Source organism: Caulobacter sp. GW821-FHT10E02 (assembly GCF_059415225.1).
This window is the reverse complement of the sequence record NZ_JBWKMV010000001.1, coordinates 624054-643914: the sequence shown is the minus strand read 5'-3', so window position 1 is coordinate 643914 and position 19861 is coordinate 624054. Positions and strand designations below refer to the sequence as shown.

Annotated in this window: 19 protein-coding genes; 10 read left to right on the top strand and 9 right to left on the bottom strand. The window is 69.3% G+C overall.

The genetic code is table 11. The features are described from left to right. Positions 1 to 26: 26 nt before the first annotated feature. Positions 27 to 839, top strand: a complete 813-nt coding sequence (locus AC07NI_RS03065) for an EF-hand domain-containing protein (protein ID WP_494616135.1) — start codon at positions 27 to 29, stop codon at positions 837 to 839. On the opposite strand, the gene AC07NI_RS03060 is transcribed toward AC07NI_RS03065, so the two are convergent. Next, positions 836 to 1504, bottom strand: coding sequence for a DUF1345 domain-containing protein (locus AC07NI_RS03060; protein ID WP_494616132.1), 669 nt, complete (start codon positions 1502 to 1504; stop codon positions 836 to 838). The two genes, AC07NI_RS03065 and AC07NI_RS03060, sit on opposite strands and share 4 nt — an antisense overlap. 118 nt (positions 1505 to 1622) lie before the next feature. Here AC07NI_RS03060 and AC07NI_RS03055 point away from each other — a divergent pair, with 118 nt between their 5' ends. Together AC07NI_RS03055 and AC07NI_RS03050 are read left to right on the top strand one after the other, a co-directional pair. Then, positions 1623 to 1754 (top strand): hypothetical protein, encoded by a 132-nt coding sequence (locus AC07NI_RS03055; protein WP_494616128.1) that lies wholly within the window; start codon positions 1623 to 1625, stop codon positions 1752 to 1754. Between the two features lie 41 nt (positions 1755 to 1795). Further along, on the top strand, positions 1796 to 2002 hold the full coding sequence (locus AC07NI_RS03050; protein WP_354070737.1) for a con-10 family general stress protein: 207 nt from the start codon (positions 1796 to 1798) through the stop codon (positions 2000 to 2002). A 117-nt stretch (positions 2003 to 2119) separates the two neighbouring features. Here AC07NI_RS03050 and egtB read toward each other — a convergent pair whose 3' ends face one another. The 3 genes from egtB to AC07NI_RS03035 all read right to left on the bottom strand — a co-directional run bounded on the left by egtB (position 2120) and on the right by AC07NI_RS03035 (position 6385). Next, positions 2120 to 4285 (bottom strand): ergothioneine biosynthesis protein EgtB, encoded by a 2166-nt coding sequence (egtB, locus tag AC07NI_RS03045; RefSeq protein WP_494616123.1) that lies wholly within the window; start codon positions 4283 to 4285, stop codon positions 2120 to 2122. Positions 4286 to 4598: 313 nt separating this feature from the next. Continuing rightward, on the bottom strand, positions 4599 to 5228 hold the full coding sequence (locus AC07NI_RS03040) for a TetR/AcrR family transcriptional regulator (RefSeq protein WP_494616119.1): 630 nt from the start codon (positions 5226 to 5228) through the stop codon (positions 4599 to 4601). 59 nt (positions 5229 to 5287) lie between these two features. Then, entirely contained in the window at positions 5288 to 6385 is a 1098-nt protein-coding gene (locus tag AC07NI_RS03035) for an MBL fold metallo-hydrolase (protein WP_494616117.1), read from the bottom strand. A 90-nt stretch (positions 6386 to 6475) separates the two neighbouring features. Here AC07NI_RS03035 and AC07NI_RS03030 point away from each other — a divergent pair, with 90 nt between their 5' ends. Together AC07NI_RS03030 and AC07NI_RS03025 are read left to right on the top strand one after the other, a co-directional pair. Further along, positions 6476 to 7396, top strand: coding sequence for a haloalkane dehalogenase (locus AC07NI_RS03030; RefSeq protein WP_494616113.1), 921 nt, complete (start codon positions 6476 to 6478; stop codon positions 7394 to 7396). Next, positions 7393 to 7809 carry a DUF1330 domain-containing protein gene (locus tag AC07NI_RS03025; protein ID WP_494616110.1) on the top strand — a complete coding sequence of 139 codons (417 nt, stop codon included), beginning with the start codon at positions 7393 to 7395 and terminating at the stop codon, positions 7807 to 7809. The genes AC07NI_RS03030 and AC07NI_RS03025 overlap by 4 nt, the downstream gene beginning before the upstream one ends. On the opposite strand, the gene AC07NI_RS03020 is transcribed toward AC07NI_RS03025, so the two are convergent. Together AC07NI_RS03020 and AC07NI_RS03015 are read right to left on the bottom strand one after the other, a co-directional pair. Further along, positions 7806 to 8816, bottom strand: a complete 1011-nt coding sequence (locus tag AC07NI_RS03020; protein WP_494616108.1) for a formylglycine-generating enzyme family protein — start codon at positions 8814 to 8816, stop codon at positions 7806 to 7808. The genes AC07NI_RS03025 and AC07NI_RS03020 overlap by 4 nt on opposite strands. Further along, complete coding sequence (locus AC07NI_RS03015) at positions 8804 to 10456, bottom strand: sulfatase-like hydrolase/transferase (protein WP_494616106.1); 1653 nt, start codon at positions 10454 to 10456, stop codon at positions 8804 to 8806. The genes AC07NI_RS03020 and AC07NI_RS03015 overlap by 13 nt, the downstream gene beginning before the upstream one ends. Positions 10457 to 10544: 88 nt before the next feature. Here AC07NI_RS03015 and AC07NI_RS03010 point away from each other — a divergent pair, with 88 nt between their 5' ends. After that, on the top strand, positions 10545 to 11897 hold the full coding sequence (locus AC07NI_RS03010) for a DsbA family protein (protein WP_494616103.1): 1353 nt from the start codon (positions 10545 to 10547) through the stop codon (positions 11895 to 11897). Here AC07NI_RS03010 and AC07NI_RS03005 read toward each other — a convergent pair. From AC07NI_RS03005 to AC07NI_RS02995, 3 genes are read right to left on the bottom strand one after another with little or no spacing between them, the layout of a single operon-like run. Next, positions 11870 to 13204: a zinc-binding metallopeptidase family protein gene (locus tag AC07NI_RS03005; protein WP_494616101.1), complete on the bottom strand. Its 1335-nt coding sequence runs from the start codon at positions 13202 to 13204 to the stop codon at positions 11870 to 11872. The genes AC07NI_RS03010 and AC07NI_RS03005 overlap by 28 nt on opposite strands. Continuing rightward, complete coding sequence (locus AC07NI_RS03000) at positions 13204 to 13827, bottom strand: cysteine hydrolase family protein (protein WP_494616098.1); 624 nt, start codon at positions 13825 to 13827, stop codon at positions 13204 to 13206. Before AC07NI_RS03000 ends, AC07NI_RS03005 begins: the two co-directional genes overlap by 1 nt. Next, positions 13824 to 14888: an LLM class flavin-dependent oxidoreductase gene (locus AC07NI_RS02995; protein WP_494616095.1), complete on the bottom strand. Its 1065-nt coding sequence runs from the start codon at positions 14886 to 14888 to the stop codon at positions 13824 to 13826. The genes AC07NI_RS03000 and AC07NI_RS02995 overlap by 4 nt, the downstream gene beginning before the upstream one ends. Positions 14889 to 15041: 153 nt before the next feature. On the opposite strand from AC07NI_RS02995, the gene lptC reads away from it, so the two are divergent. Genes lptC through AC07NI_RS02975 form a run of 4 tightly spaced genes read left to right on the top strand, consistent with a single transcriptional unit; the run spans position 15042 to position 19860 of the window. After that, the gene (gene lptC / locus AC07NI_RS02990; protein ID WP_494616091.1) at positions 15042 to 15674 is read left to right on the top strand and encodes an LPS export ABC transporter periplasmic protein LptC; all 633 of its coding nucleotides are present in this window, start codon (positions 15042 to 15044) and stop codon (positions 15672 to 15674) included. Between the two features lies 1 nt (position 15675). Continuing rightward, positions 15676 to 16800 carry a CDP-glycerol glycerophosphotransferase family protein gene (locus AC07NI_RS02985; protein ID WP_494616090.1) on the top strand — a complete coding sequence of 375 codons (1125 nt, stop codon included), beginning with the start codon at positions 15676 to 15678 and terminating at the stop codon, positions 16798 to 16800. Next, positions 16797 to 18179 (top strand): lipopolysaccharide biosynthesis protein, encoded by a 1383-nt coding sequence (locus AC07NI_RS02980; RefSeq protein ID WP_494616087.1) that lies wholly within the window; start codon positions 16797 to 16799, stop codon positions 18177 to 18179. Before AC07NI_RS02985 ends, AC07NI_RS02980 begins: the two co-directional genes overlap by 4 nt. Further along, the gene (locus AC07NI_RS02975; protein ID WP_494616082.1) at positions 18142 to 19860 is read left to right on the top strand and encodes a fatty acyl-AMP ligase; all 1719 of its coding nucleotides are present in this window, start codon (positions 18142 to 18144) and stop codon (positions 19858 to 19860) included. Before AC07NI_RS02980 ends, AC07NI_RS02975 begins: the two co-directional genes overlap by 38 nt. The last annotated feature ends 1 nt before the right edge of the window (position 19861 follow it).

Genomic DNA, 19861 nt, shown 5'->3' with positions numbered 1-19861 from the left:
AGCTTGGCTGGATGGAGATTTCTCGGATGATGCTTCGCTCGCTTGGCCTGACTGCCGTTGTCGCCGCCACCCTGGCCGCCTGCGCCAGCGCGCCGCCGGAGCGTCCCGAAGGTCATCGCGGTCCTGGCGGACGGGGCGGTCCGCCCGGCGAAGGCGGCGCGCCGCAGATGTCCAACCTGCCGCAGCTGTTCATCAGCCCGGCCGGCGAACCCTTCCGCGCCCCGCCCGGCGCCCCTTACCCGATCGCCGACTGGTTCGCCGGCGCCGACGCCAATCATGACGGCTCACTGACCCGCGACGAGTTCGTGGCCGACGCCGTGCGCTTCTTCGGCGTGGTCGACGCCGACCACAACGGGGTCATCGACGGCTTCGAGGTCGCCGCCTACGAGCAGCACATCGCCCCCGAGATCGTCGGCGGCGCGGCGCCGGGCTCGATGCGGCGCGGCCCCCGAGGTCTGGGCGGCGGTCAGGACGGGCCTGACGACCGCGAGGACCAGATGGCCGTGGGCCGGCGCAAGGAGACGACCAACGTCCTGCAGGGCGCCTCGCTGTTTGGCCTGATCGCCGAGCCGGAACCGGTCATGGCGGCCGACGGCGACTTCGACCGCCGCATCACCAAGGACGAGGCGATCAAGGCGGCCAAGACGCGCTTTGCCCTGCTCGACACCGACAAGGACGGCCTGCTGAAGCTGGCCGAACTGCCCAAGACCCCGATCCAGAGCGGCCTGCGCCCTGGCGCCGGCAAGGGCGGTCGTCAGGGCGGTCAGATGGGCGGTCGTGGACGCGGCGGCGGCGGCGGTCGTCGCGGCGGTGGCGGCGGCGGGATGCCGCGCGGCTAGCCGCCGACCAGGCTGGCGATGATGTTGATGCCCAGCGCCAGGATGGCGGTGTTGTAGAAATAGGCGGCCGCCGCGTGGGCGGTCACCAGTTTGCGCAGCTTCGAGGTCAGGATGCTGTTGTCCGAGACCTGGAAGGTCGCCCCGACGCTGAAGGCCAGATAGGCGAAGTCCATGTAGCTGGTCGGCGGCTCGCCCGGGAACTGGATGCCCGGCTTGGCCGAGCCGTCGCCGAAGTTGCGGTGGGCGTAGTGCAGGACGAAGGCTGACTGCAGCACCAGCCACGACAGCACCAGGGTCATGCCCGCGCAGACGGTCACGAAGGCCTTGGTGTCGCTTCCGGAATACTTGGCGGCGATCATCGCATCGACCACCGCCCACAGGCTGGCGGCGATGGCGGCCAGGACGATCAGCAGCAGCACCGGAACGCCCTCGTCCTCCTGGGCGGCGCGCGAGCGGACCTCGGCCTCGTCGGCCTTCAGAAACAGCGCCCACGTGGTCAGCAGATAGACCAGCGCCGCCGCGTCCCAGCCCAGCAGAAGGTGCGCGGCATGCGGCGCGCCCAAATATTTCGCCGTCATCCACACAGCGATTCCGACGCCTTGCGCGGCGGCTAGACGCCAGTGCGACGCGGCGCGATCGACCATGTGTTTGGTCTTGCGGGCCATTCTCCGGCGACTCCTCAAACGGGCGCTTGTCCCTGTGCGGCGTAATTAGTGCGAACTCACGGTGAACCGAAAGCCCGTTCGCTGGTTACTTCACCGGAACGCGCAGGAAACGACGCCAGTGACCGACCCAGACACCCCGCCTCCGCCCGAGCCCAAACCGCCCGAGTACGAGCCCGGTGTCGTCCCCGTCGAGGAGCCCCCCACCTCGCCGCCGGTCGATCCAGGGGACGACCGTCCCTACGACGCCTGACCCTTGCTCGTGCCGCCTGTGACCAGACTAAGGAGCCCCACATGGACACCGATAGCGAACGTCCCCGCGGTCGTCGCGGTTTCGCCGCCATGGATCCGGAACGCCGCCGGGAGATCGCCAGGAAGGGCGGAGCTAGCGTGCCCAGTGAAAAGCGCAGCTTCGCCAAGGATCGGGATCTCGCGGCCAACGCCGGCCGCAAAGGCGGATCTTCTTCACGCGGCGGTCGCCCCGGCGAACGCGTACTGTAGAAGTTGACCGACCCACGAACTTGACGCGCCGGTTCCGAATTTCCGGAACCGGCGCGTTTTCGTATGTTTAGAGAGGACCGGTCCCGAATTCTCGGAACCGGCGTTACGCGCTGCCCGTCAGGCGGTGAGCGCGTAGACCGCGAAGGTCGGGTCCTCGCTGACCCAGCGCTGGACCACGGTCCAGCCCGCGCGCTGAGCGATCGCCTCGAAGGCCTCGGGCCGGTACTTGTGCGAGTTCTCGGTGTGGATGGTCTCGCCGGCGGCGAACCGGAAGCCGTAGTCGCCGACCATGACGATCTGGTCGCGCGTGCTTTCCAGATGCATCTCGATCCGGCTCTCCTCGGCATTCCACACCGCCTTGTGGGTGAAGGCGGCGGGATCGAAATTGCCGCCCAGCTCGCGGTTGATGTGAACGAGGACGTTGCGGTTGAACGCCGCCGTCACGCCCTGGGCGTCGTCATAGGCCGGGATCAGCACCGCCGGATCCTTGGCGACGTCGGCCCCGACGATGAACAGAGAACCTTCGCCCAGCAGGCCGCGAGCCTGGCGCAGCAGGGCCTCAGCCTCGTCGGGCGCGAAATTCCCGATCGTCGAGCCGGGGAAGAAGCCCACGGGCGTGTGGCCCTTGGCGCCTTCGGGCAGGTTGATGGCCTGGGTGAAGTCCTCAACCAGCGGCGCCACCGCCAGGTCCGGATAGTCCTGGCGCAGGCTGGCGGCGGCCTCGTCCAGGGCCGAGGGGCTGATGTCGATCGGCGCGTAAACGGCGATCTGCGGGGCGGCGTCCAGCACGATGCGGGTCTTGGTGCTGGCCCCGCTGCCGAACTCGACCAGCACCGCGTTGTCGGGGATGCGGGCGGCGATCTCCGGCGCGATCTGGCGCAGCAGCGCCGTCTCGGTGCGGGTCAGGTAGTACTCCGGCAGCTCGCAGATCGCCTCGAACAGGCGCGAGCCCTCGGCGTCGTAGAAGTACTTGGCCGACAGGGTCTTGGGCGTGGCCGACAGACCCGACACCACCTCGTCTAGGAACCGGTCGCCCGGCTTGACCTCGACCAGCCGGTCGTCGTCGGCCAGGCGCACGCCGCCGAACATCCAGCGGCTGCCGGGCGTGAAGAAATTGCGGTAGGTAGCGCGCGCATGGCCGGGTGGCGTCGCCTCGCAGCCGCCGCGCAGCACCATCTGGCTGACCATGAACTTGCCGTTGTACTCGCCCAGCGCGCCCGGCCCCGGCTTGAAGCCCGGATAGGCGCTGTAGGCGCTGGCGGTCCACTGCCAGGCCGCGCCGCATAGCTGGCGCAGGGCCGACGGGGCGCCGGTGGCCGTGGCGGCCGCCTCCCACTCGGCCTCGGTCGGCAGGCGACGGCCGGCCCAGGCGGCGTAGGCGGCGGCCTCGTAATAGCTGACATGCACGACCGGCGCGTTCGGATCGACCGGGTGGCGGCCACGCAGGGTCATAGTGGTCCAGGCGCCGGTCTCGTCGCGCCGCCAGTAGCCGGGAGCGTCCCAGCCCTCTTCATTGACCTTGGCCCAGCCTTCGGAGAGCCACAGGTCGGCGCGGCCGTAGCCGCCGGCCTCGATGAAGGCCAGCCACTCGCCGTTGGTCACCAGACGGTCGGACAGGCGGAACGGCGCGACATAGGTCTTGTGGCGTGGCCGCTCGTTGTCGAAGGCGAAGCCCGTCTCGCAGGCGCCGATCTCGACGAGGCCGCCGGCGAAGCGATGGAAGCGCTGCGGACCGGCGTCCGGACGCGGCGTCACGGGACCGGCCTGATAGGCGGGGCTCAGCGGCGACTGGGCGAAGAGGTGCAGGATGTCCATCAGGATCAGCTCCTGATGCTGCTCCTCGTGGTTCAAGCCCAGCTCGAGCCGCTCGCGGATGTCCGGCGTCAGCGGGCCGGCCAGCAGGCGGACCATGGCCGCGTCGACATGGGCGCGATAGGCGCCGACCTCTTGCGCCGACGGCCGGGTCAGCAGGCCGCGCTGCGGACGGGGCTGCCGGGGGCCGACAGCCTCGTAATACGAGTTGAACAGATAGCCGAAGCGCTCGTCATGCACCGTGTAGCCGGACAGGAACGGCGTCAGCAGGAAGGTCTCGAAGAACCAGGTCGTATGCCCCCGGTGCCACTTGGTCGGGCTGGCGTCAGGCATCGACTGGGCCGACTGGTCCTCGGGCGACAGCGGCGCGGCCAGCACCTCGGTGCGGCGCCGGACCTGGCGATAGAGATTGGTCAGGACGTCGGCCGAGGCGTCGGCGAAATCCATCGCGGGCTGTTCGTCCGGGATCATGGTGGCTCCTGCGAGCTTGAAGCGGTGCTGGGCCAGGCCCCAGTCGACGTCAACGTTCCGAGAACTTCGGTGTTCCACCCCGTCATGACAACCGCATGGGACCCCGGCTGCTGCCACGCTATGGCAGTAGCCTGTCCGCAAGCTTGAACGTGGCCACCCCAAACGCGCGAATTTTTTGACGGCAAAGCTGGAGGGCAGTCGCCTTCGGAGACGTCTACCAAACGGAGGACGCCAACTAGCCCCTTACGGTTGGTGCGCCTGCCGGTCGGGGAATTGAGCAGCCTCGACCGGCGCAACTCCCCTTCCCTTAGATCTACTCCTTCAGCGGCGCGTCCAGCAGGCCGCTCAGCACGCCTTGCAGCACCTCGGTGGCGCGCTTAGGCGACAGGTCCTGGTCGCGGCGCAACCGGTGCCAGGCGTCGAAACTGAGCAGCAGGTCCATGGCCTCGAAGCGCACGCGATCCTTGGCCAGTTCCGGCGGCAGCTGCATGCGCAGGATCTCGCGCGAGATCTGCACCATCTTGGCGTTATCGACGGCCAGGGCCGGCGACTGGTGGCGATGCACCTCGGAAGCGCGCTTGAAAGGCCCGATCTTCTCGTAGGCCCAGCCCCGGCGCTCGACCAGTTCCAGCACCCGCTCGCGCCAGGTCTCGCCCTTGAACGGCGTGTGGACCAGGGCCATCAGCTCGGTCTCGATCACCGCCGACATCTCGCGATACAGGCTGTCCAGATCGTTGAAGTGGCGGAAGACGGTGCGCAGGCCCACGTCGGCGCGAGCGGCGACCAGTTCGGCCGCGGGCGAGACGTCGCCTTCGCGCACCAGCTCCAGCATGGCCTGGACGATGCGGGCGCGACTGTCCTGCGAGCGCTTGCGACGGCCGTCGATCGCCACCTCAGGATTGGCGTCCGCTCCCGAACGAAGATTACGCACGACGGAACTCACGGCCTTCGGCCCTCCCACCAAGGGCCCTTGCTTAAACCCGTGGAGCCCCGACCACCACCTCAAAGCTTAAGAAGGTCGAGCCGGTTGGACCATTTGATCTCGGACGAGCCCGCCGGCAGGCTGGCGAAGTCACCGTCGCGGCCCACCTTCATCGGCCCGCCGAAGATCTCGCGCGAGCGGCCCAGGAATGGCCCCTCCAGGGCGCGGACCGGCAGCGGCGGGATGATGTGGTAGAACAGCACTGCCTTGACCCCGGCCGTCTTGGCCTCGCCGGCCACGGTCTCGGGCGCTGTGTGGTAGCTGAGGATGTCGTGGAAGATGTGGGCGTAGTTAGTCCGCCCGGCCTTCTCCGCCACGTCCTGCTGGATGGCCACCAGATTCGGCGACAGGCCCTCGTGGACCAGCAGGTCGACGCCCTTGGACGCCCGGACCAGGCGGTCGGAGGGCCCGGTGTCGCCGCTGATCACTGCGGTGCGGCCCTTGTACTCGAAACGATAGGCAACGGCCGGGTGGACCGGGTCGTGCTTGACCGGGAAGGCCCAGATCTTCAGGCCCAGCTTTTCCAGCACCAGCAGGTCGGGTCCGTTCGGATCGGCCGTGAACTCGTGCGCGACGCCGCCGAAGCCCGAGGGCGGCATGACCGCCTCGCCGTGGTGGGCGATCCGGTAGCCGCGATCCAGCGTGTAGGCGTCCTGGAAGCCCTTCACGACCTCGGTCAGGCCTGGAGGCCCATAGAGCGGCAACGGCGAATGCGTCGCCCCGCCGCCCCAGCGCTGCAGCATCAGCTCGCCGAGATCGGCGATGTGGTCGGAGTGGTAATGGGTGACGAAGGCCGCCGTCAGTCGGGGCGGCGGCAGGTTCATCAGCAGCAGGTTGCGTGTCGAGCCCGAGCCGGAGTCGACGACGAACAGGTCCTTGCCCGCCACGACCGCCACGCAGGGCCCCGCCCGGTTGGGGTCGGGCATCGGCGCGCCGGAGCCGCAGAGCCCGACATGCAGGCCGTCCGGCAGCTCGGCCAGGGGATCGGTCGCCAGCGCCGTCTCATAGACCTTGCGCATCCCCGCCTCGGCGATGCGCTCCCGGAACAGCCATGCCAGGCCCAACGCGATGGCGACCACGCCCGCCACGGCGCCCAGCCCGATCCAAACCTTACGCATGCGTCCCTCCCAGAACTTGACCCGGAGGCTTCATAATGACACTCATAATGTCAATATAAATCCGCCGGACCACGGTGACGGGAGATGACGATGGACGTGTTGCGTACGCCGGACGAACGGTTCGAGGGCCTGGCCGACTGGGCCTTCGCCCCGCGCTACACCCCCGTGGTGGACGCCGACGGCACGACCCTGCGCATCCACCACGTCGATGAAGGCCCCAAGGACCAGCGCCCGATCCTGCTGATGCACGGCGAGCCGTCTTGGGCCTATCTGTACCGCAAGGTGATCACCGACCTGTCGGCGCGCGGCCGCCGGGCGATCGCGCCGGACCTCGTCGGCTTCGGCCGCTCGGACAAGCCGGCCCAGCGCGACGACTACAGCTACGAGCGCCACGTGGCCTGGATGAGCGACTGGCTGGTCCGCAACGAGCTGACCGACATCGTGCTGTTCTGCCAGGACTGGGGCGGCCTGATCGGCCTGCGCCTGGTAGCGGCCTTCCCCGAGCGTTTCGCGGCCGTGGTGGTGTCCAACACCGGCTTGCCGGTCGGGTCGGGCAATAGCGCCGGCTTCGAGGCCTGGCTGAACTTCAGCCAGAACGCGCCGGAGCTGCCGATCGGCTTCATCCTCAATGGCGGCACGGCGCGCGACCTCTCCGACGCAGAGCGCGCGGCCTATGACGCGCCCTATCCCGACGAGACCTACAAGGCCGGCGCGCGGATCTTCCCGGCCCTGGTGCCGATCACGCCCGAGCACGCCTCGGTCGCCGAGAACAAGGCCGCCTGGTCGGTGCTGGAGCAGTTCGCCAAGCCGTTCGTCACCGCCTTCAGCGACGCCGACCCGATCACCCGTGGCGGCGAGGCGGCGTTCCAGTCGCGCGTGCCGGGCGCGCGGAACGTGGCCCATACCACGCTGAAGGGCGGACACTTCATCCAGGAGGACAGCCCATCGGAAATCGCCGCCCTGCTGGACGGCCTGGTCGCCAAGCTGCCGGAGAAGGAGCTCGCCGAATGAACGTCGTCAATCACGTCTTCCCCTCGCCCGAGCAGTTCCAGGAATTCTTCGGCGGCGCCGAAGACGGACCGTTCGTGATGGTCAACCTGCTGAAGTTCCGGGAGAAGGCCGAGTACGAGGACGGCGCCGAGCCTGAGCTTTCAGGCCGCGACGCTTACAACCGCTACGGCGTCGAGGTGGCCAAGCTGGTCCGGGAACTGGGCGGCCAGATCCGCTACAGCGGCCCGGTCACCGGCCTGATGATCGGCGAGGTCGAGGAGATTTGGGACGCGGTCGCCCTGGCCGAATACCCGTCCCTGGCCGCCTTCCAGAAGATGGCCCTGTCGGCCGAGATGCACGCCATCGAGCACCACCGCAAGGCGGGCCTGGCCGGGCAGCTGAACATCCGCACCAAGCCGGGTCCGGGCTTCTAGCGCTCGCGATAGACCGTCCGGAACCCGATGTGTGAGGCTCCGCTGTCCGGCGGTCCGGGCGTCCGGGCCGCCGGGCGGTAGCGGAAGCAGAAGTCGTCGGCGCACAGGAACGAGCCGCCCTTGATCACGTGCTTGGGCGTGCTCGGCTCATCGGGATCGAGGGCGCGCACCTGCGGCGGGCCGCCGGTCTCGATGACGTTGGCGGGCTCCAGGCCCGGCTTGAACCAGTCCCTGGTCCACTCCCAGACATTGCCAGCCATGTCCACGAGGCCATAGCCGTTGGGCGGATAGCAGCCGACCGGCGCGGGCTGGGCCTTATAGCCGTCGGTCCCCAGGTCCTGGGCGGGGAACACGCCCTGCCAGGTGTTGGCGCGCGGGTGCTGGGGGTCCTGAGGCTGGTCGCCCCAGGCGTAGCGCTTGCCGACCAGCCCGCCGCGCGCGGCGTATTCCCACTCGGCCTCGGTCGGCAGATCGCGGCCCAGCCACTTGGCGTAGGCCATGGCGTCCTCCCAGGCGATGTGGACCACCGGCCAGGCCTCGCGACCCTTGATGGACGAGCGCGGCCCTTCCGGATGACGCCAGTCGGCGCCGGGGATCACCCGCCACCATTGCGAGGGATCGTCCGACCTCGCCGCCTTCGCCCCCACGAAGACAAGCGAGGCCGGACGCCGCTGCGCCGCCGACAACTGGGCGTAGCGCGCGGGGTCGAGCGGTCGTTCGGCCAGGGTGCGGTAGCCCGTGGCCTCGACGAACCGCGCGAAGGCCGCGTTGGTGACTTCCGTACGGTCGATCCAGAACGGCGCGACCTTGACGACCTGCGGAGGCCCCTCCTCCGCCCGCATCGCCGCCGCGCCCATGGCGAAGTCGCCGCCCGCCAGCCGAACCATGCCGGCCGTGCGATGGGCGGGATCGGCGATCGGCAGACCCGTCAGGCAGGCTTTCGGAGCCGGCTTGCACGCCGCCAGCGCCAGGAACGCCAGAACCGGAAGGGCCTTCAGTTGTCCCAATAGACGTACTCGTCGCTGGCCTTCACCTTCTGGCCGCCCGGATGGTCGATATAGAAGGCGCCGGAGATCAGCGAGGGCCAAGCCGGCTTGGCCATCTGGCCGTCCAGTTGGGCCAGGGTCGCCTGCAGCTCCCGCACCTTGTCGGGCCGGGTCTTGGAGAGATCGTGGCGCTCGGTCGGGTCGGTGTTCAGGTCGAACAGCCAGACCTTGTTCGGCTCCTGGGCGACCTGCAGCTTCCAGCCGCCGGCCATCACCGTCTTGTAGCGGCCCGAGCGCCAGTACATGGCCTTGTGCGGATCGCCGGCGGCCTTGCCTTTCACGAATGGCACGAGGTCGACGCCGTCGATCACCCGGTCCTTGGGCGGGGTCGCGCCGGCCGCGCCGGCGGCGGTGGCGAAGATGTCCACGTGGCCGACAGGGCTGCGATAGACCGCGCCCGCCGGCAGTTGGCCGGGCCAGCGCAGCAGGAACGGCACGTGGATGCCCCCCTCGAAGAAGGTCGCCTTCCAGCCGCGATACGGCTGGTTGATGTCGGGCAGGCCGATATAGTTCGCGCCGCCGTTGTCGGAGGTGAAGATCACCAGGGTGTTGTCGTCCAGGCCCTTGTCCTTCAGCGTCTGCAGCACCCGGCCGATGTTGCGGTCCAGGTTGCGGACCATGGCGGCATAGACCCGCAGGCGGTGATCCTTGATCTGGCTCAGGGCGTCATAGTCGGCCTTCGGAGCCTGCAACGGCGTGTGGACGGCGTTGTAGGCCAGGTACAGGAAGAACGGCCGGTTCTTGTTGGCGTCGATCGACTTGATCGCCTCGTCCGTCAGGTAGTCGGTCATGTAGCTGGACGGGTGGAACATCTTGCTGCCGTTGTACTGCACGGCATACGGCAGAGCGCCCCACAGGAACTTGTCGATCGGGTCCCAGTCCTGGCGCGACTCCTCGACCGACTTGTCGCCGACCGGCGCGAACAGCGAGGCGCCGGCCATGAAGCCCAGGCTCTCGTCGAAGCCCTGGTCCTCGGGCCGCGAGCCCTTGACCCCGCCCAGGTGCCATTTGCCCAGATGGACCGTGTGGTAGCCGCGGGTCTTCAGCGCCTCGGCGATGGTGATCTCGGTCGAGGGCACCGCCTCGGTGCTGTCGTCCTTGGGCGCGTTCTTCACCTCGTCCTTGTTGAAGTGCGTGGGATGCAGCGGGTCGCCCTGATGGCCGCCGACCACGCGTGAGAAGGCCACCGGCGCGGGCGTGAACTCGAAACCGAAGCGGGTGGCGTAGCGGCCGGTCATGATCGCCGCGCGCGACGGGGCGCAGGTGGCGTTGCCGGCATAGCCGTTGGCGAAGGTGACGCCCTGGTGGGCGATGGAGTCGATGGCCGGGGTGGGCACCGTCCCGCCCGCGACGCCGCCGCCGTTCAGGGTGATGTCGTTGTAGCCGAGGTCGTCGGCCAGGATGAACACCACGTTCGGCGGCCGCTGGCCGGCCGGGGGCGCGACCGGCCCTTGCGCCCAGGTCACCGCGTGGTTGGCCTCGATCTTCGGCTGCTTGGCGCGCGCGATCATGATGATCAGGTCGAAGCGGAAATGCCACGCCGCCGCGCCGGCCGCGACCAGCACCACGACGATCCCCGCCAACCACTTCCAGGCCTTCATACGCGCCTCCCTTTTATCGTTCGGCGGAGCATATATTGACATTCATCGTGCCGCTAGATGTCATAGCCCAGCTCACCGGAGGCGCCTCATGTCCCTGCGTACCCAGATCATGCGTAGCGTGACCACCGCCCTGACCAGCCCGGCCCGTCGCCGGATGGCCCGGGACATGGCCGCCTTCTCCGCCCGCTTGCGCGGCGAACGCACGACCGTCCGCTATTTCCATCAGGCCGACGATCCCTATTCGCACCTGGCCGTGCAGATGCTGCCGCGCCTGCGGGCCCGCTACGGGGTTGAAGTCGATCCGTATCTCGTCCCGCCGCCCGAGGACTCGGCCGCCCCCGACCGCGAGCGCCTGCGCGCCTACGGCCTGCGCGACGCCGCCCGCCTGGCTCGCGCCCGGGGCCTGGGCTTCCCCACCCAAGCCAAGCTGCCCTCAGACGAGGACGTACAGCGGCTGCAGGTCGTCCTGGCCGACTCGCTGGAGCGCGGACGGTTCGAGGACGTGGCCTCGGCGGCCGGCGCGGCCCTGTGGTCGGGCGACACCAAGACCCTGGCCGGCATGGCCGCCTGGGCCAGCGGCCAGGACCCCGACCTCTGCGCCGACCTGCTGCGCTTCAGCGAAGACCGCCGCGCCCAGCTGGGTCACTATCTGGGCGGCATGTTCCACTTCGAGGGCGAGTGGTTCTGGGGTGTCGACCGCCTGGGTCACCTGGAAGCCCGCCTCGCCGCCCGGGGCCTGGACCGCGAGCTAGGAACGCCGCCGCTGGTCCCGCCTCTGGAGCCGGTCCTGGACCCCTCGACCGGCCTGCCCGGCCCGACGATCGAGGCTTGGTTCTCGTTCCGCAGTCCCTATTCCTGGCTGGTCCTGCCGCGTATCCGCCAACTGGCCCAGGCGCATAACGCCCGACTGAAGCTGCGGCCGATCCTGCCGATGGTCATGCGGGGTCTGGCCGTGCCGCGCGTGAAGACCCTCTACATCGCCCTGGACTGCAAGCGCGAGGCCGAGCGCCTCTCCCTACCGTTCGGCAAGATCGTCGACCCCGTCGGCGCTGGCGCCGAGCGGGCGTTGGCGGTGCTGCACCATGCGATCGACCTGGGCCTGGGCGAGGACTTCGCCGAGTCGGGCCTGAAGGCCGCCTTCGCCGACGGCCTGGCCCTGGCCGAGGACGCCGGCCTCTACGCCGCCGCCCGCCGCGCCGGCCTCAACGACGCCCAGACCGCCACGGCGCTCGCCGACGACAGCTGGCGCGACCGCGTGGAGCTCAACCGCGCCGCCCTACTGGACGCCGGCCTGTGGGGCGCGCCCAGCTTCCGGGTCAGCGGCCAGGAGGCGCACTGGGGCCAGGACCGGCTGTGGATGCTGGAGGACGACATCCGCGCGGCGATCAAGCCGACGAAGGCCCCAAATTTCGCTTATGGGCCGAACGGATTGTCCGGATAAACCGACGAACCCTTGGCGGCCTCGGTCAGCTCGGCCCGGCCACAGATCTCCAGCGCCGTCAGGGCGTAGATCAGAGCGCTGTCGGCCAGGTCCTTCGGCGTCGGCCTCCAGCGCTTCGGGCCCGTGGTGATGGCCGGCACGCGGTGCATGTTGAAGACGTTGTGGTCGCGCCACATGCTCGAATAGACAGGATTGGCGCGGGCGACAGACTGGCCCAGACCCAAGCGCGTGGCGGCGTCCACCGCCCCGACCAGCGGCGCGACCTCGGCGGCGTCGGCCTCGAAGCCATGGCGCACGACGACCGGCTCGATCTCGACCCGACCGACACGAGCCGCCCGAGCCATGGCTTCCAGGGCGTGCTGGACGTCGGCGGCCTTCTGGCGCGGGTTGAGGCCGACTTCCAGGTAGAGGCTGACCACCTCGGTCCCGTCGCCGAACTGGAACGGCACGCCGCCTCGGATGGCGCACAGTTGGACCTTGGGCTCGGCGATGCCGCCGGCGCTCTCGTAGCGGCTCTTGGCCTCCCATTCGCGGGTCCAGGCGTGGATCGCGTCGGTCAGCTTGCCGACACGGTAGATCGGGTTCGGGTGATCGCTCGACGTTTCTGGGTGACGCAGTAATGGGGTGAAAGTCCCCTCGCCCCAGAGCCTTAGCCGGAACACCGCATAGCCGCAGCCGACGCTGGTCCAGCCGAAGTCGCAGCCCTCGGCGGCGATGGCGTAGTCGGGCGCGACGCCGCCGTGGTGGAACAGGTAGTGGGCGCCGATGTCCTTGCCGAGATACGCGATCCCGCGATGCTCCTCGATCGGCTCGGGCCCGATCTCGCCGGGACAGGCGGTCAGGTACATCTTGCCCGCCAGGCCGTAGCCAGCGGTCTTCAGGGCCTTGGCGGCGATCAGGAAGCAGCTCATCGGGCCGCGATCATTGGCGATGGGATAGCCGCGCAGCTCGCCGTCCTCCAGCCAACAGCGCTCCCACTCCGGATCGGCCAGGGTGGCGGGGCTGTATTTGTGGACGTCGAGGTCGGGGTCGCGGGTCGGGCTCTCGGTGTCGAGATGGGCGGTGAACAGCAGGTTCTTGCCGGCGCCCAGGCCGCCATAGGTCCCAATGACGTTGAAGCGATCCTCGGTCGCCCCGACCTTGCGCGGCGAGAAGCCCTCGCGCGCCATCCAGTCGTGGACGAACTGTCCCGCCTCGCGCTCCTGGCCCGAACGGCTGGGGATGTTGCCCATGGTCAGGGCCAGTTCGGTGAGCTCGTTCTCGTCGATGGCGGCGGCGATGGCCTCGCGATCAGCTTGGCTGACCATCAGACGTCCCAGGCGGCGGCAACGCTGGCCGTGTCGGTCAGGATTGCGGTGTTCAGGTCCAGCATCTTCAGCGCCGCCGCGTGCAGGTCGGGCTCGTAGGCCGCGCAGGCGTCGGCGGCGACGAACACGTGGTAGTCGAGGTTGAAGGCGTCCTTGGCCGTGTCGGCGACACAGCACTCGGTGGTCAGGCCGGCGATCACCAGGGTGTCGACCTCCATCGCCTTCAGCCACGCGTCGATGTCGGTATCCCAGAACGGGCTGTACCGCGTCTTGCGGAACACAGGTTCGCCCGGCTCGGGCTGAGGTCCGACGAAGTCGCTGCCCGGCGCGCCGATGCGGCACAGCGCGGGGCTGGCCTCGGGATCGGCGCCGCGCCGGCGCATCCGCTCGTCCCAGACGTCTGAGTCGGTTTCCGGCGTCGTGAACAGGCCCACGAAGACCACCGGAACGTCCGCCGCCCGCGCCGTGTCGGCCAAGCGCTGCGCCGCCGCCAGGGCCGCCGGTACGGTCGAGAGATCGAGGCCCCACTGACCGCTCAAGCCTTCAGGCGAAGCGAAATCGACCTGCATGTCGACGATCACCAGCGCCGTGCGGTCGGCGGCGATCCAATGCTCGAGGTTCATGCGAAGGCCGTCCGCAGGCTGGGCAGGATTTCGGAGCCGAACATGGCCAGGCCCTCCACATAGTCGGGGAAGATCAGCATCAGGCCGTCAAGCTCGCACTCGGTCATGAAGCTTTCCACCTGCTCGCGGCACGTGGCGGGCGAACCGATCATGGTCTCGGTCATGAACGCCCCCTGCTTCTCGGCCGCGCCCTGCAGCCTGTCGGCCGGCACGCCCCAGCTGGACAGCATCGACAGGATCGCCCCCATGTCCGCGCCCTCGGCGTAGCGCTGGGCCAGGGCCTGCGCCCCCACGTTGGTCTCGGCGTGGATGATCGTGCACATGGCATAGGTGCGGACGCTTTTGCCCAGCTCGGCCGCCATCTGCTTGGCCCGGCGCGAGGCGTCGCGGTGATCGGCCCGCGAGCGGCCGCCGATGAAGCAGGCGTCTGCGTGGCGCACCGAGAACTGGAAGCCGCGATCGGACATGCCCGCGCAAATCAGCTCGGGACGCGGCTTGGCCAGGGGCTTGGGCTTGGACTGGCAGTCCTTCATCGTGAAGTACTCGCCGGCGAAGTCGACGCTGTCCTCGACCCACAGGCGCTTAACGATGGTCGTCCACTCCTCTGCCAGGGCGTAGCGGTCGTCGTGGGACAGCGAATCGTCCCAGGCGCTCATCTGGTCGAACTCGGCCTTGTAGGCCCCGGCGACGATGTTCAGCCCGGCCCGGCCGCCGCTGACATGGTCGAGGGTCGCGATCATCTTGGCGGCCACCGCCGGGTTCTGCAGCAATGGATGGACCGTGGCCCAGATGCGGACGTTCGTCGTGGCCTCGGCGATGGCGGCCATCAGGGTCACCGACTCGAGCGAGGTCCCCCAGTGGTCGGTCTCGCCGCCGAAGCCGCGGAACTTGCCCATCGACATCACGAAATCCAGCCCCGCCTGGTCGGCGGCCACCGCCGCGGCGCGGTTCTGGGCGTAGAGACCGTCCAGCACGGGCGTGGTCTTGGACACGATCCAGCCGCCGTTGGCCACCGGCAGGAAGACGCCGAAATCCTTGTGCTGGGCGGGGCGATCGAACATGGCGGGGATCATCACGCGCTTCGGCGACCCAAACAACCGCACTTGACGCAGCGCCCGCCGGCGCCATCTGCACGCGACATATGTGCGCGACGGGCCTTCTGCGGAAAACAAAGGTCTTGGGCGAACGGCGACCTGGGACTATCCATTCCCCAAATGCTCACCCAGACCGATGGCGCCTCCGCCGTCCCCCCGACCGAAAGCGCCGCTGAACGCGCCCGCAACCGCCGCCGCAAGCCGGTCCGGCGGCTGCGCCTCGTGCTGGCCGTGTTCGCCGTCGGCGTCAGCGCCGCCGTGATCGCCCAGGCCGCCTGGAACAGCTTCGCCTCGAACAAGCTGCTGACCCAGGCCGCCGCCTCGCCGCTGGTGCTGGACAAGCCGCGCTTCACCGGCGTGCTCAAGGACGGCCGCCCGTTCCTGATCACCGCCGCCAGCGCCGAGCGCGATCCCAAGGACGAGAACCTGGTCCGCCTGGTCTCGCCCGTCCTGGTGCGCGGCTACGGCCAGCCCAATTCCAGCCAGGCGGTCGCCAAGTCCGGTCTCTATCGCGAGGCCGAGAACACCCTGCTGCTGACCGACGAGGTCAAGATCACCAGCGCCGAGGGCTACGACTTCGACGCGCCGCGCGCCCTGATCAACATGAAGACGGGCGAGGTCAGCGGCGACGCCGGCATCGCCGGCAGCGGTCCCAAGGGCAGCACGCAGGCCAACGCCTACAGCGTCACCGACAAGGGTGACCGGGTGAAGCTGCAAGGCCGCGTCCACACCCGGCTGGAGCGCAAGCCCTGACGTGGCCACCGCCAAACGCGTCTGCTTCCTCTACATCGCGCAACACCATCAGGTCTGGCACAGCCTGTCGGTGGCCGTCGCCATGGCCAGACGCTGGCCGGCCATCAAGGTCGAGATCGCCACGACCACGCCTGACCTGCTCGAATACGCCGAAGGCCTGGTCGCCGAGCTGGGCGGGGCGGCGATCGAGTTCGTCTTGCTGCCGCCGGCCTGGCTGCGCCGGTTCAGCAACGGCGCGCCGCCCAAGGCCCCGATGCTGATCGCCAACGCCCGTCGCCTGGCGCGCTACGACGCGGTGATCACCCCCGAACGCACCACCGCCCTGCTCCGCCGCCTGGGGGTCCGCCACCCGCTGCTGGTCTACACCCAGCACGGCGCCGGCGATCGCGAAGGGCCGTTCGAGCCGCGCCTGAAGGTCTTCGACCTGGTCATGGCCGCCGGCCGCAAGCAGCGCGACCGCATGCTGCACGAGGGCTGGGTCACCGACGACACCTGCGCCATGGTCGGCTACCCCAAGTTCGACCTGGTCGACGACCTGCCCCAGCGCGCCGTGCCGCAATTCGACCGGCCCGGTCCGGTGGTGCTGTACAACCCGCACTTCCACGCCACGCTGGGCTCCTGGCCCAAGTGGGGCAAGCAGGTGCTGGAGTTCTTCGCGACCGACGATCGCTACAACCTGATCTTCGCCCCGCACATCCGCCTGTTCGAGACCGCCTCCACCGAGGAGCGCGCGGCGTTCAAGGCTTTCGCCGAGCATCCGCGCATCCATGTCGACCTGGGCGGCCCGGCTGCGGCGGACATGACCTACACCAAGGCGGCCGACCTTTATCTGGGTGACGTCTCCAGCCAGATCTACGAGTTCCTGCGCACGCCCAAGCCGTGCCTGTTCCTCAACAGCAGCGACGCGTCCTGGTGCGGCGATCCCAGCTTCCACCACTGGCTGTACGGCCCGGTGCTGGAGAACATCGAGCGCCTGGGCGAGGGCCTGGACGAGGCCTTCGCCACCCACGACAACTACCGCGAGGCCCAGGTCTGGGGCATCGAGGAGACGTTCGACATCAGCAACGTCCCGGCTTCGGTGCGCGCGGCCCGCGCCATCGTCGACAAGCTGGAGCGCGTGGCATGACCGACGCACCCGCACCTGCCCCCAAGAGCCCCCTGAAGCACGTCCTGCACAACGCCGGCGAGTTGCTGAGCGGCCGGATCGTCAACGCCTTCGTCGGCCTGGCCTATATCGCCCTGACGGCCCGGAGCCTGGGCAAGGAAGCCATGGGGGTGGTCGTGTTGATCAACGCCTTCGCCCAGTTCCTGGGCGAGGTGGCGCACTTCCAGTCCTGGCAGACCCTGATCACCTACGGCACCGCCCCGGCCCAGGAGAACGATCGGCCCAAGTTCCACCAAGTGCTGCGCCTGTCGCTGCTGCTGGATGGGATCAGCGGCGTGCTGGGCGTGGCCCTGGGCGTCCTGGGCTCCTGGTTCTTCTGGCGCGAGCTGCAATGGCCGGCGGGCACGAGCGGCTATGGCGCGCTCTACGCTCTGTCGATCGGGGTGATGACCTCGGCCACCGGCGTCGGACTGCTGCGCCTGTTCGACCGCTTCCGCTACCTGGCCGCCCAGCAGGCGGTCAGCTCGTTCGTGCGGATGATCGGCTGCGCGATCTGCGCCCTGACCGACGCGCCGATCCAATGGTTCCTGGCCGCCTGGGCGGCCGGCACCTTCGCCTCGTTCTTCTACATCGCCGCCATCGCGGCCTGGGACCTGAACCAGCGCGGCCTCTTGAAGGGCTTCACCCTGATGGGGCCGACCTCCAAGGGGCTGCCGGGCGTCTGGCGCTTCGCCATGGCCACCAACTTCTCCAGCACCATCGACGTCGGCTTCACCCACGTGCTGACCCTGGTGGTCGGCGCAATGCTGGGCCCCGTCCAGGCCGCCTACTGGCGGATCGGCAAGCAGGTGGCCGACGGCATGGCCAAACCGGCCCGCCTGATGGTGCCGGCCCTCTATCCCGAACTGGCCAAGATGCGCACCACGGGCGGCCAGCAGGCCATGACCAAGCTGGCCGTGCAGATCGGCCTGATCGGCGGCGGCGCGGCGGCCGTGCTGCTGCTGGTCAGCCTGGTCGCCGGCCGTTGGATCCTCGAGGTCGTGATGGGCAAGGCCTTCGGCGCGGCCGCCGGGGTGATGAACTGGCAGGTGGCCGCCGCGGCCATCGCCATCCTGTCGCTGCCGCTGGAGCCGATGCTGGTCTCCATGCGCGCCGCCGGCGCGGCCCTGGCCGTGCGCCTGGTGGTGGTTGTCGCCTATCTGGCGGCCCTCGTTCCCCTCATCAACACCTACGGCCTGACCGGCGCGGGCGCCGCGCTGGTTGCGTCCGCTTTGGCGATGGCCGTGGGCATGTATTTCATGGCGCGTCACAGGCTCGCCCGACTCGCGGCGGAAGAAAGCTCCGCGCGCACCGACAAAGACGATGAAAGACTATCCTATGATCACCCCCACGGCGTCTGACCGCACCGTTCGGTTCGCCGACTTCCCGACCCTGACCCAGGCTCTCGATTTCGCCGCGACCGGCGAGACGGGGATCAACCTCTATTCGCTGCGCGGCGAACTGGTCGAAGCCCTGCCCTACGCCAAGCTGCGCGAGGAGGCCCTGGTCCTGGCCCGTCGTCTGCTGGCCACGGGGGCCAAGGTCGGCGACAGCGTGGCCCTGCTGGCCGAGACCGACGGTGACTTCGTCCGCGCCTTCTTCGCCTGCCAATATGCCGGCCTGCTGCCCGCGCCGATGGCCCTGCCGACCCCGCTGGGCGGCCGCGCGGCCTATATCGAGCAGATCAAGAACCTGGCCACCTCGGCCAAGGCCAGGATCCTGATCGGCCCCGTGGGCCTGAAGGACTGGGTGGCCGAAATCGGCGAGGCCGCCGGCCTGGAGTTCGCCGGCGTCCTGGCCGACCTGCCGGAAGACGGCGGTGCGCAGCTGCCGACCATCGCCCCGGAAAACCCCTGCTACCTGCAGTTCTCGTCGGGCAGCACGCGCACCCCGACCGGCGTCCTGGTGCTGCACAAGGCCCTGATGGCCAACTGCGTGGCCATCACCCGCGACGGCCTGCAGGTCGAGCCGAGCGACCGCGCCATCTCGTGGCTGCCGCTCTATCACGACATGGGCCTGATCGGCTTCCTGCTGGCCCCGCTGTCCTGCCAGATGACGGTCGACCTGCTGCCCACCGGTGCCTTCGTCCGCCGCCCGCTGCTGTGGATCGACCTGATCGGCCGCAACGGCGCGACGATCGCCTACAGCCCGACCTTCGGCTACGAGCTGTGCGCTCGCCGCGTGCAGGGCCAGCCACTGGACGCCTACGACCTCTCGCGCTGGCGCAACGCCGGCCTGGGCGGCGACATGATCCGCATGCCGCCGCTGAAGGCCTTCGTCGAGGCCTTCGAGCCGGCCGGCTTCTCGCCCAAGGCCTTCGTCGCCAGCTACGGCATGGCCGAAGCGACCCTGGCCCTCTCCATGGCCCCGGTGGGCAAGGGCCTGCGCGCCGAGACCCTGGACGTCGAGCGCCTGGAGCGTGACAACCTGGCCGTCGATGCGCCGGAAGGTTCGGACCGCGCCCGCGATTTCGCCCGCTGCGGCCCGGCCTTGCCCCACCACTTCCTGGAAGTCCGCGACGAGAGCGGCGCGGTGCTGCCCGAGCGCGGCGTCGGCCGCATCTTCGCCAAGGGCCCCTCGATCATGAGCGCCTACTTCGCCAATCCGGAAGAGAGCGCTCGGGTGCTGTCGGCCGACGGCTGGCTGGACACAGGCGACATCGGCTTCAAGATCGAGGGCGAGATCGTCATCACCGGCCGCGCCAAGGACCTGATCATCCTCAACGGCCGCAACATCTGGCCGCAGGACCTGGAATGGACCGCCGATCACGAGATCGACGGCCTGCGCAGCGGCGACGTCTGCGCCTTCTCGATCCCGGCCGAGCCGGAAGACCAGATCGTGGTCCTGGTCCAGGCGCGCGGCGGCGACGCCGACACCCGCGTGGCCATGGTCGAGCAGGTCGCCACCCTTCTGCGCACCCGTCACGGCGTCGAGGCCAAGGTGAAGCTGGTCGGGGCCCACGCCCTGCCCCAGACCTCGTCGGGCAAGCTGAGCCGCTCGAAGGCCAAGACGGCCTACCTGGCCGGCGCTTACGGCGAGTAAC

Coding starts and splice junctions, on each gene's coding strand:
- AC07NI_RS03005 (WP_494616101.1), bottom strand. CDS start 13,204: ATGGTCAGCCAAGCTGATCGCGAGGCCATCGCCGCCGCCATCGACGAG.
- AC07NI_RS03015 (WP_494616106.1), bottom strand. CDS start 10,456: ATGAAGGCCTGGAAGTGGTTGGCGGGGATCGTCGTGGTGCTGGTCGCG.
- lptC (WP_494616091.1), top strand. CDS start 15,042: ATGCTCACCCAGACCGATGGCGCCTCCGCCGTCCCCCCGACCGAAAGC.
- AC07NI_RS03010 (WP_494616103.1), top strand. CDS start 10,545: ATGTCCCTGCGTACCCAGATCATGCGTAGCGTGACCACCGCCCTGACC.
- AC07NI_RS03035 (WP_494616117.1), bottom strand. CDS start 6,385: ATGCGTAAGGTTTGGATCGGGCTGGGCGCCGTGGCGGGCGTGGTCGCC.
- AC07NI_RS02980 (WP_494616087.1), top strand. CDS start 16,797: ATGACCGACGCACCCGCACCTGCCCCCAAGAGCCCCCTGAAGCACGTC.
- AC07NI_RS03000 (WP_494616098.1), bottom strand. CDS start 13,827: ATGAACCTCGAGCATTGGATCGCCGCCGACCGCACGGCGCTGGTGATC.
- AC07NI_RS02975 (WP_494616082.1), top strand. CDS start 18,142: ATGAAAGACTATCCTATGATCACCCCCACGGCGTCTGACCGCACCGTT.
- AC07NI_RS03030 (WP_494616113.1), top strand. CDS start 6,476: ATGGACGTGTTGCGTACGCCGGACGAACGGTTCGAGGGCCTGGCCGAC.
- AC07NI_RS03060 (WP_494616132.1), bottom strand. CDS start 1,504: ATGGCCCGCAAGACCAAACACATGGTCGATCGCGCCGCGTCGCACTGG.
- egtB (WP_494616123.1), bottom strand. CDS start 4,285: ATGATCCCGGACGAACAGCCCGCGATGGATTTCGCCGACGCCTCGGCC.
- AC07NI_RS02995 (WP_494616095.1), bottom strand. CDS start 14,888: ATGTTCGATCGCCCCGCCCAGCACAAGGATTTCGGCGTCTTCCTGCCG.
- AC07NI_RS03065 (WP_494616135.1), top strand. CDS start 27: ATGATGCTTCGCTCGCTTGGCCTGACTGCCGTTGTCGCCGCCACCCTG.
- AC07NI_RS03050 (WP_354070737.1), top strand. CDS start 1,796: ATGGACACCGATAGCGAACGTCCCCGCGGTCGTCGCGGTTTCGCCGCC.
- AC07NI_RS03025 (WP_494616110.1), top strand. CDS start 7,393: ATGAACGTCGTCAATCACGTCTTCCCCTCGCCCGAGCAGTTCCAGGAA.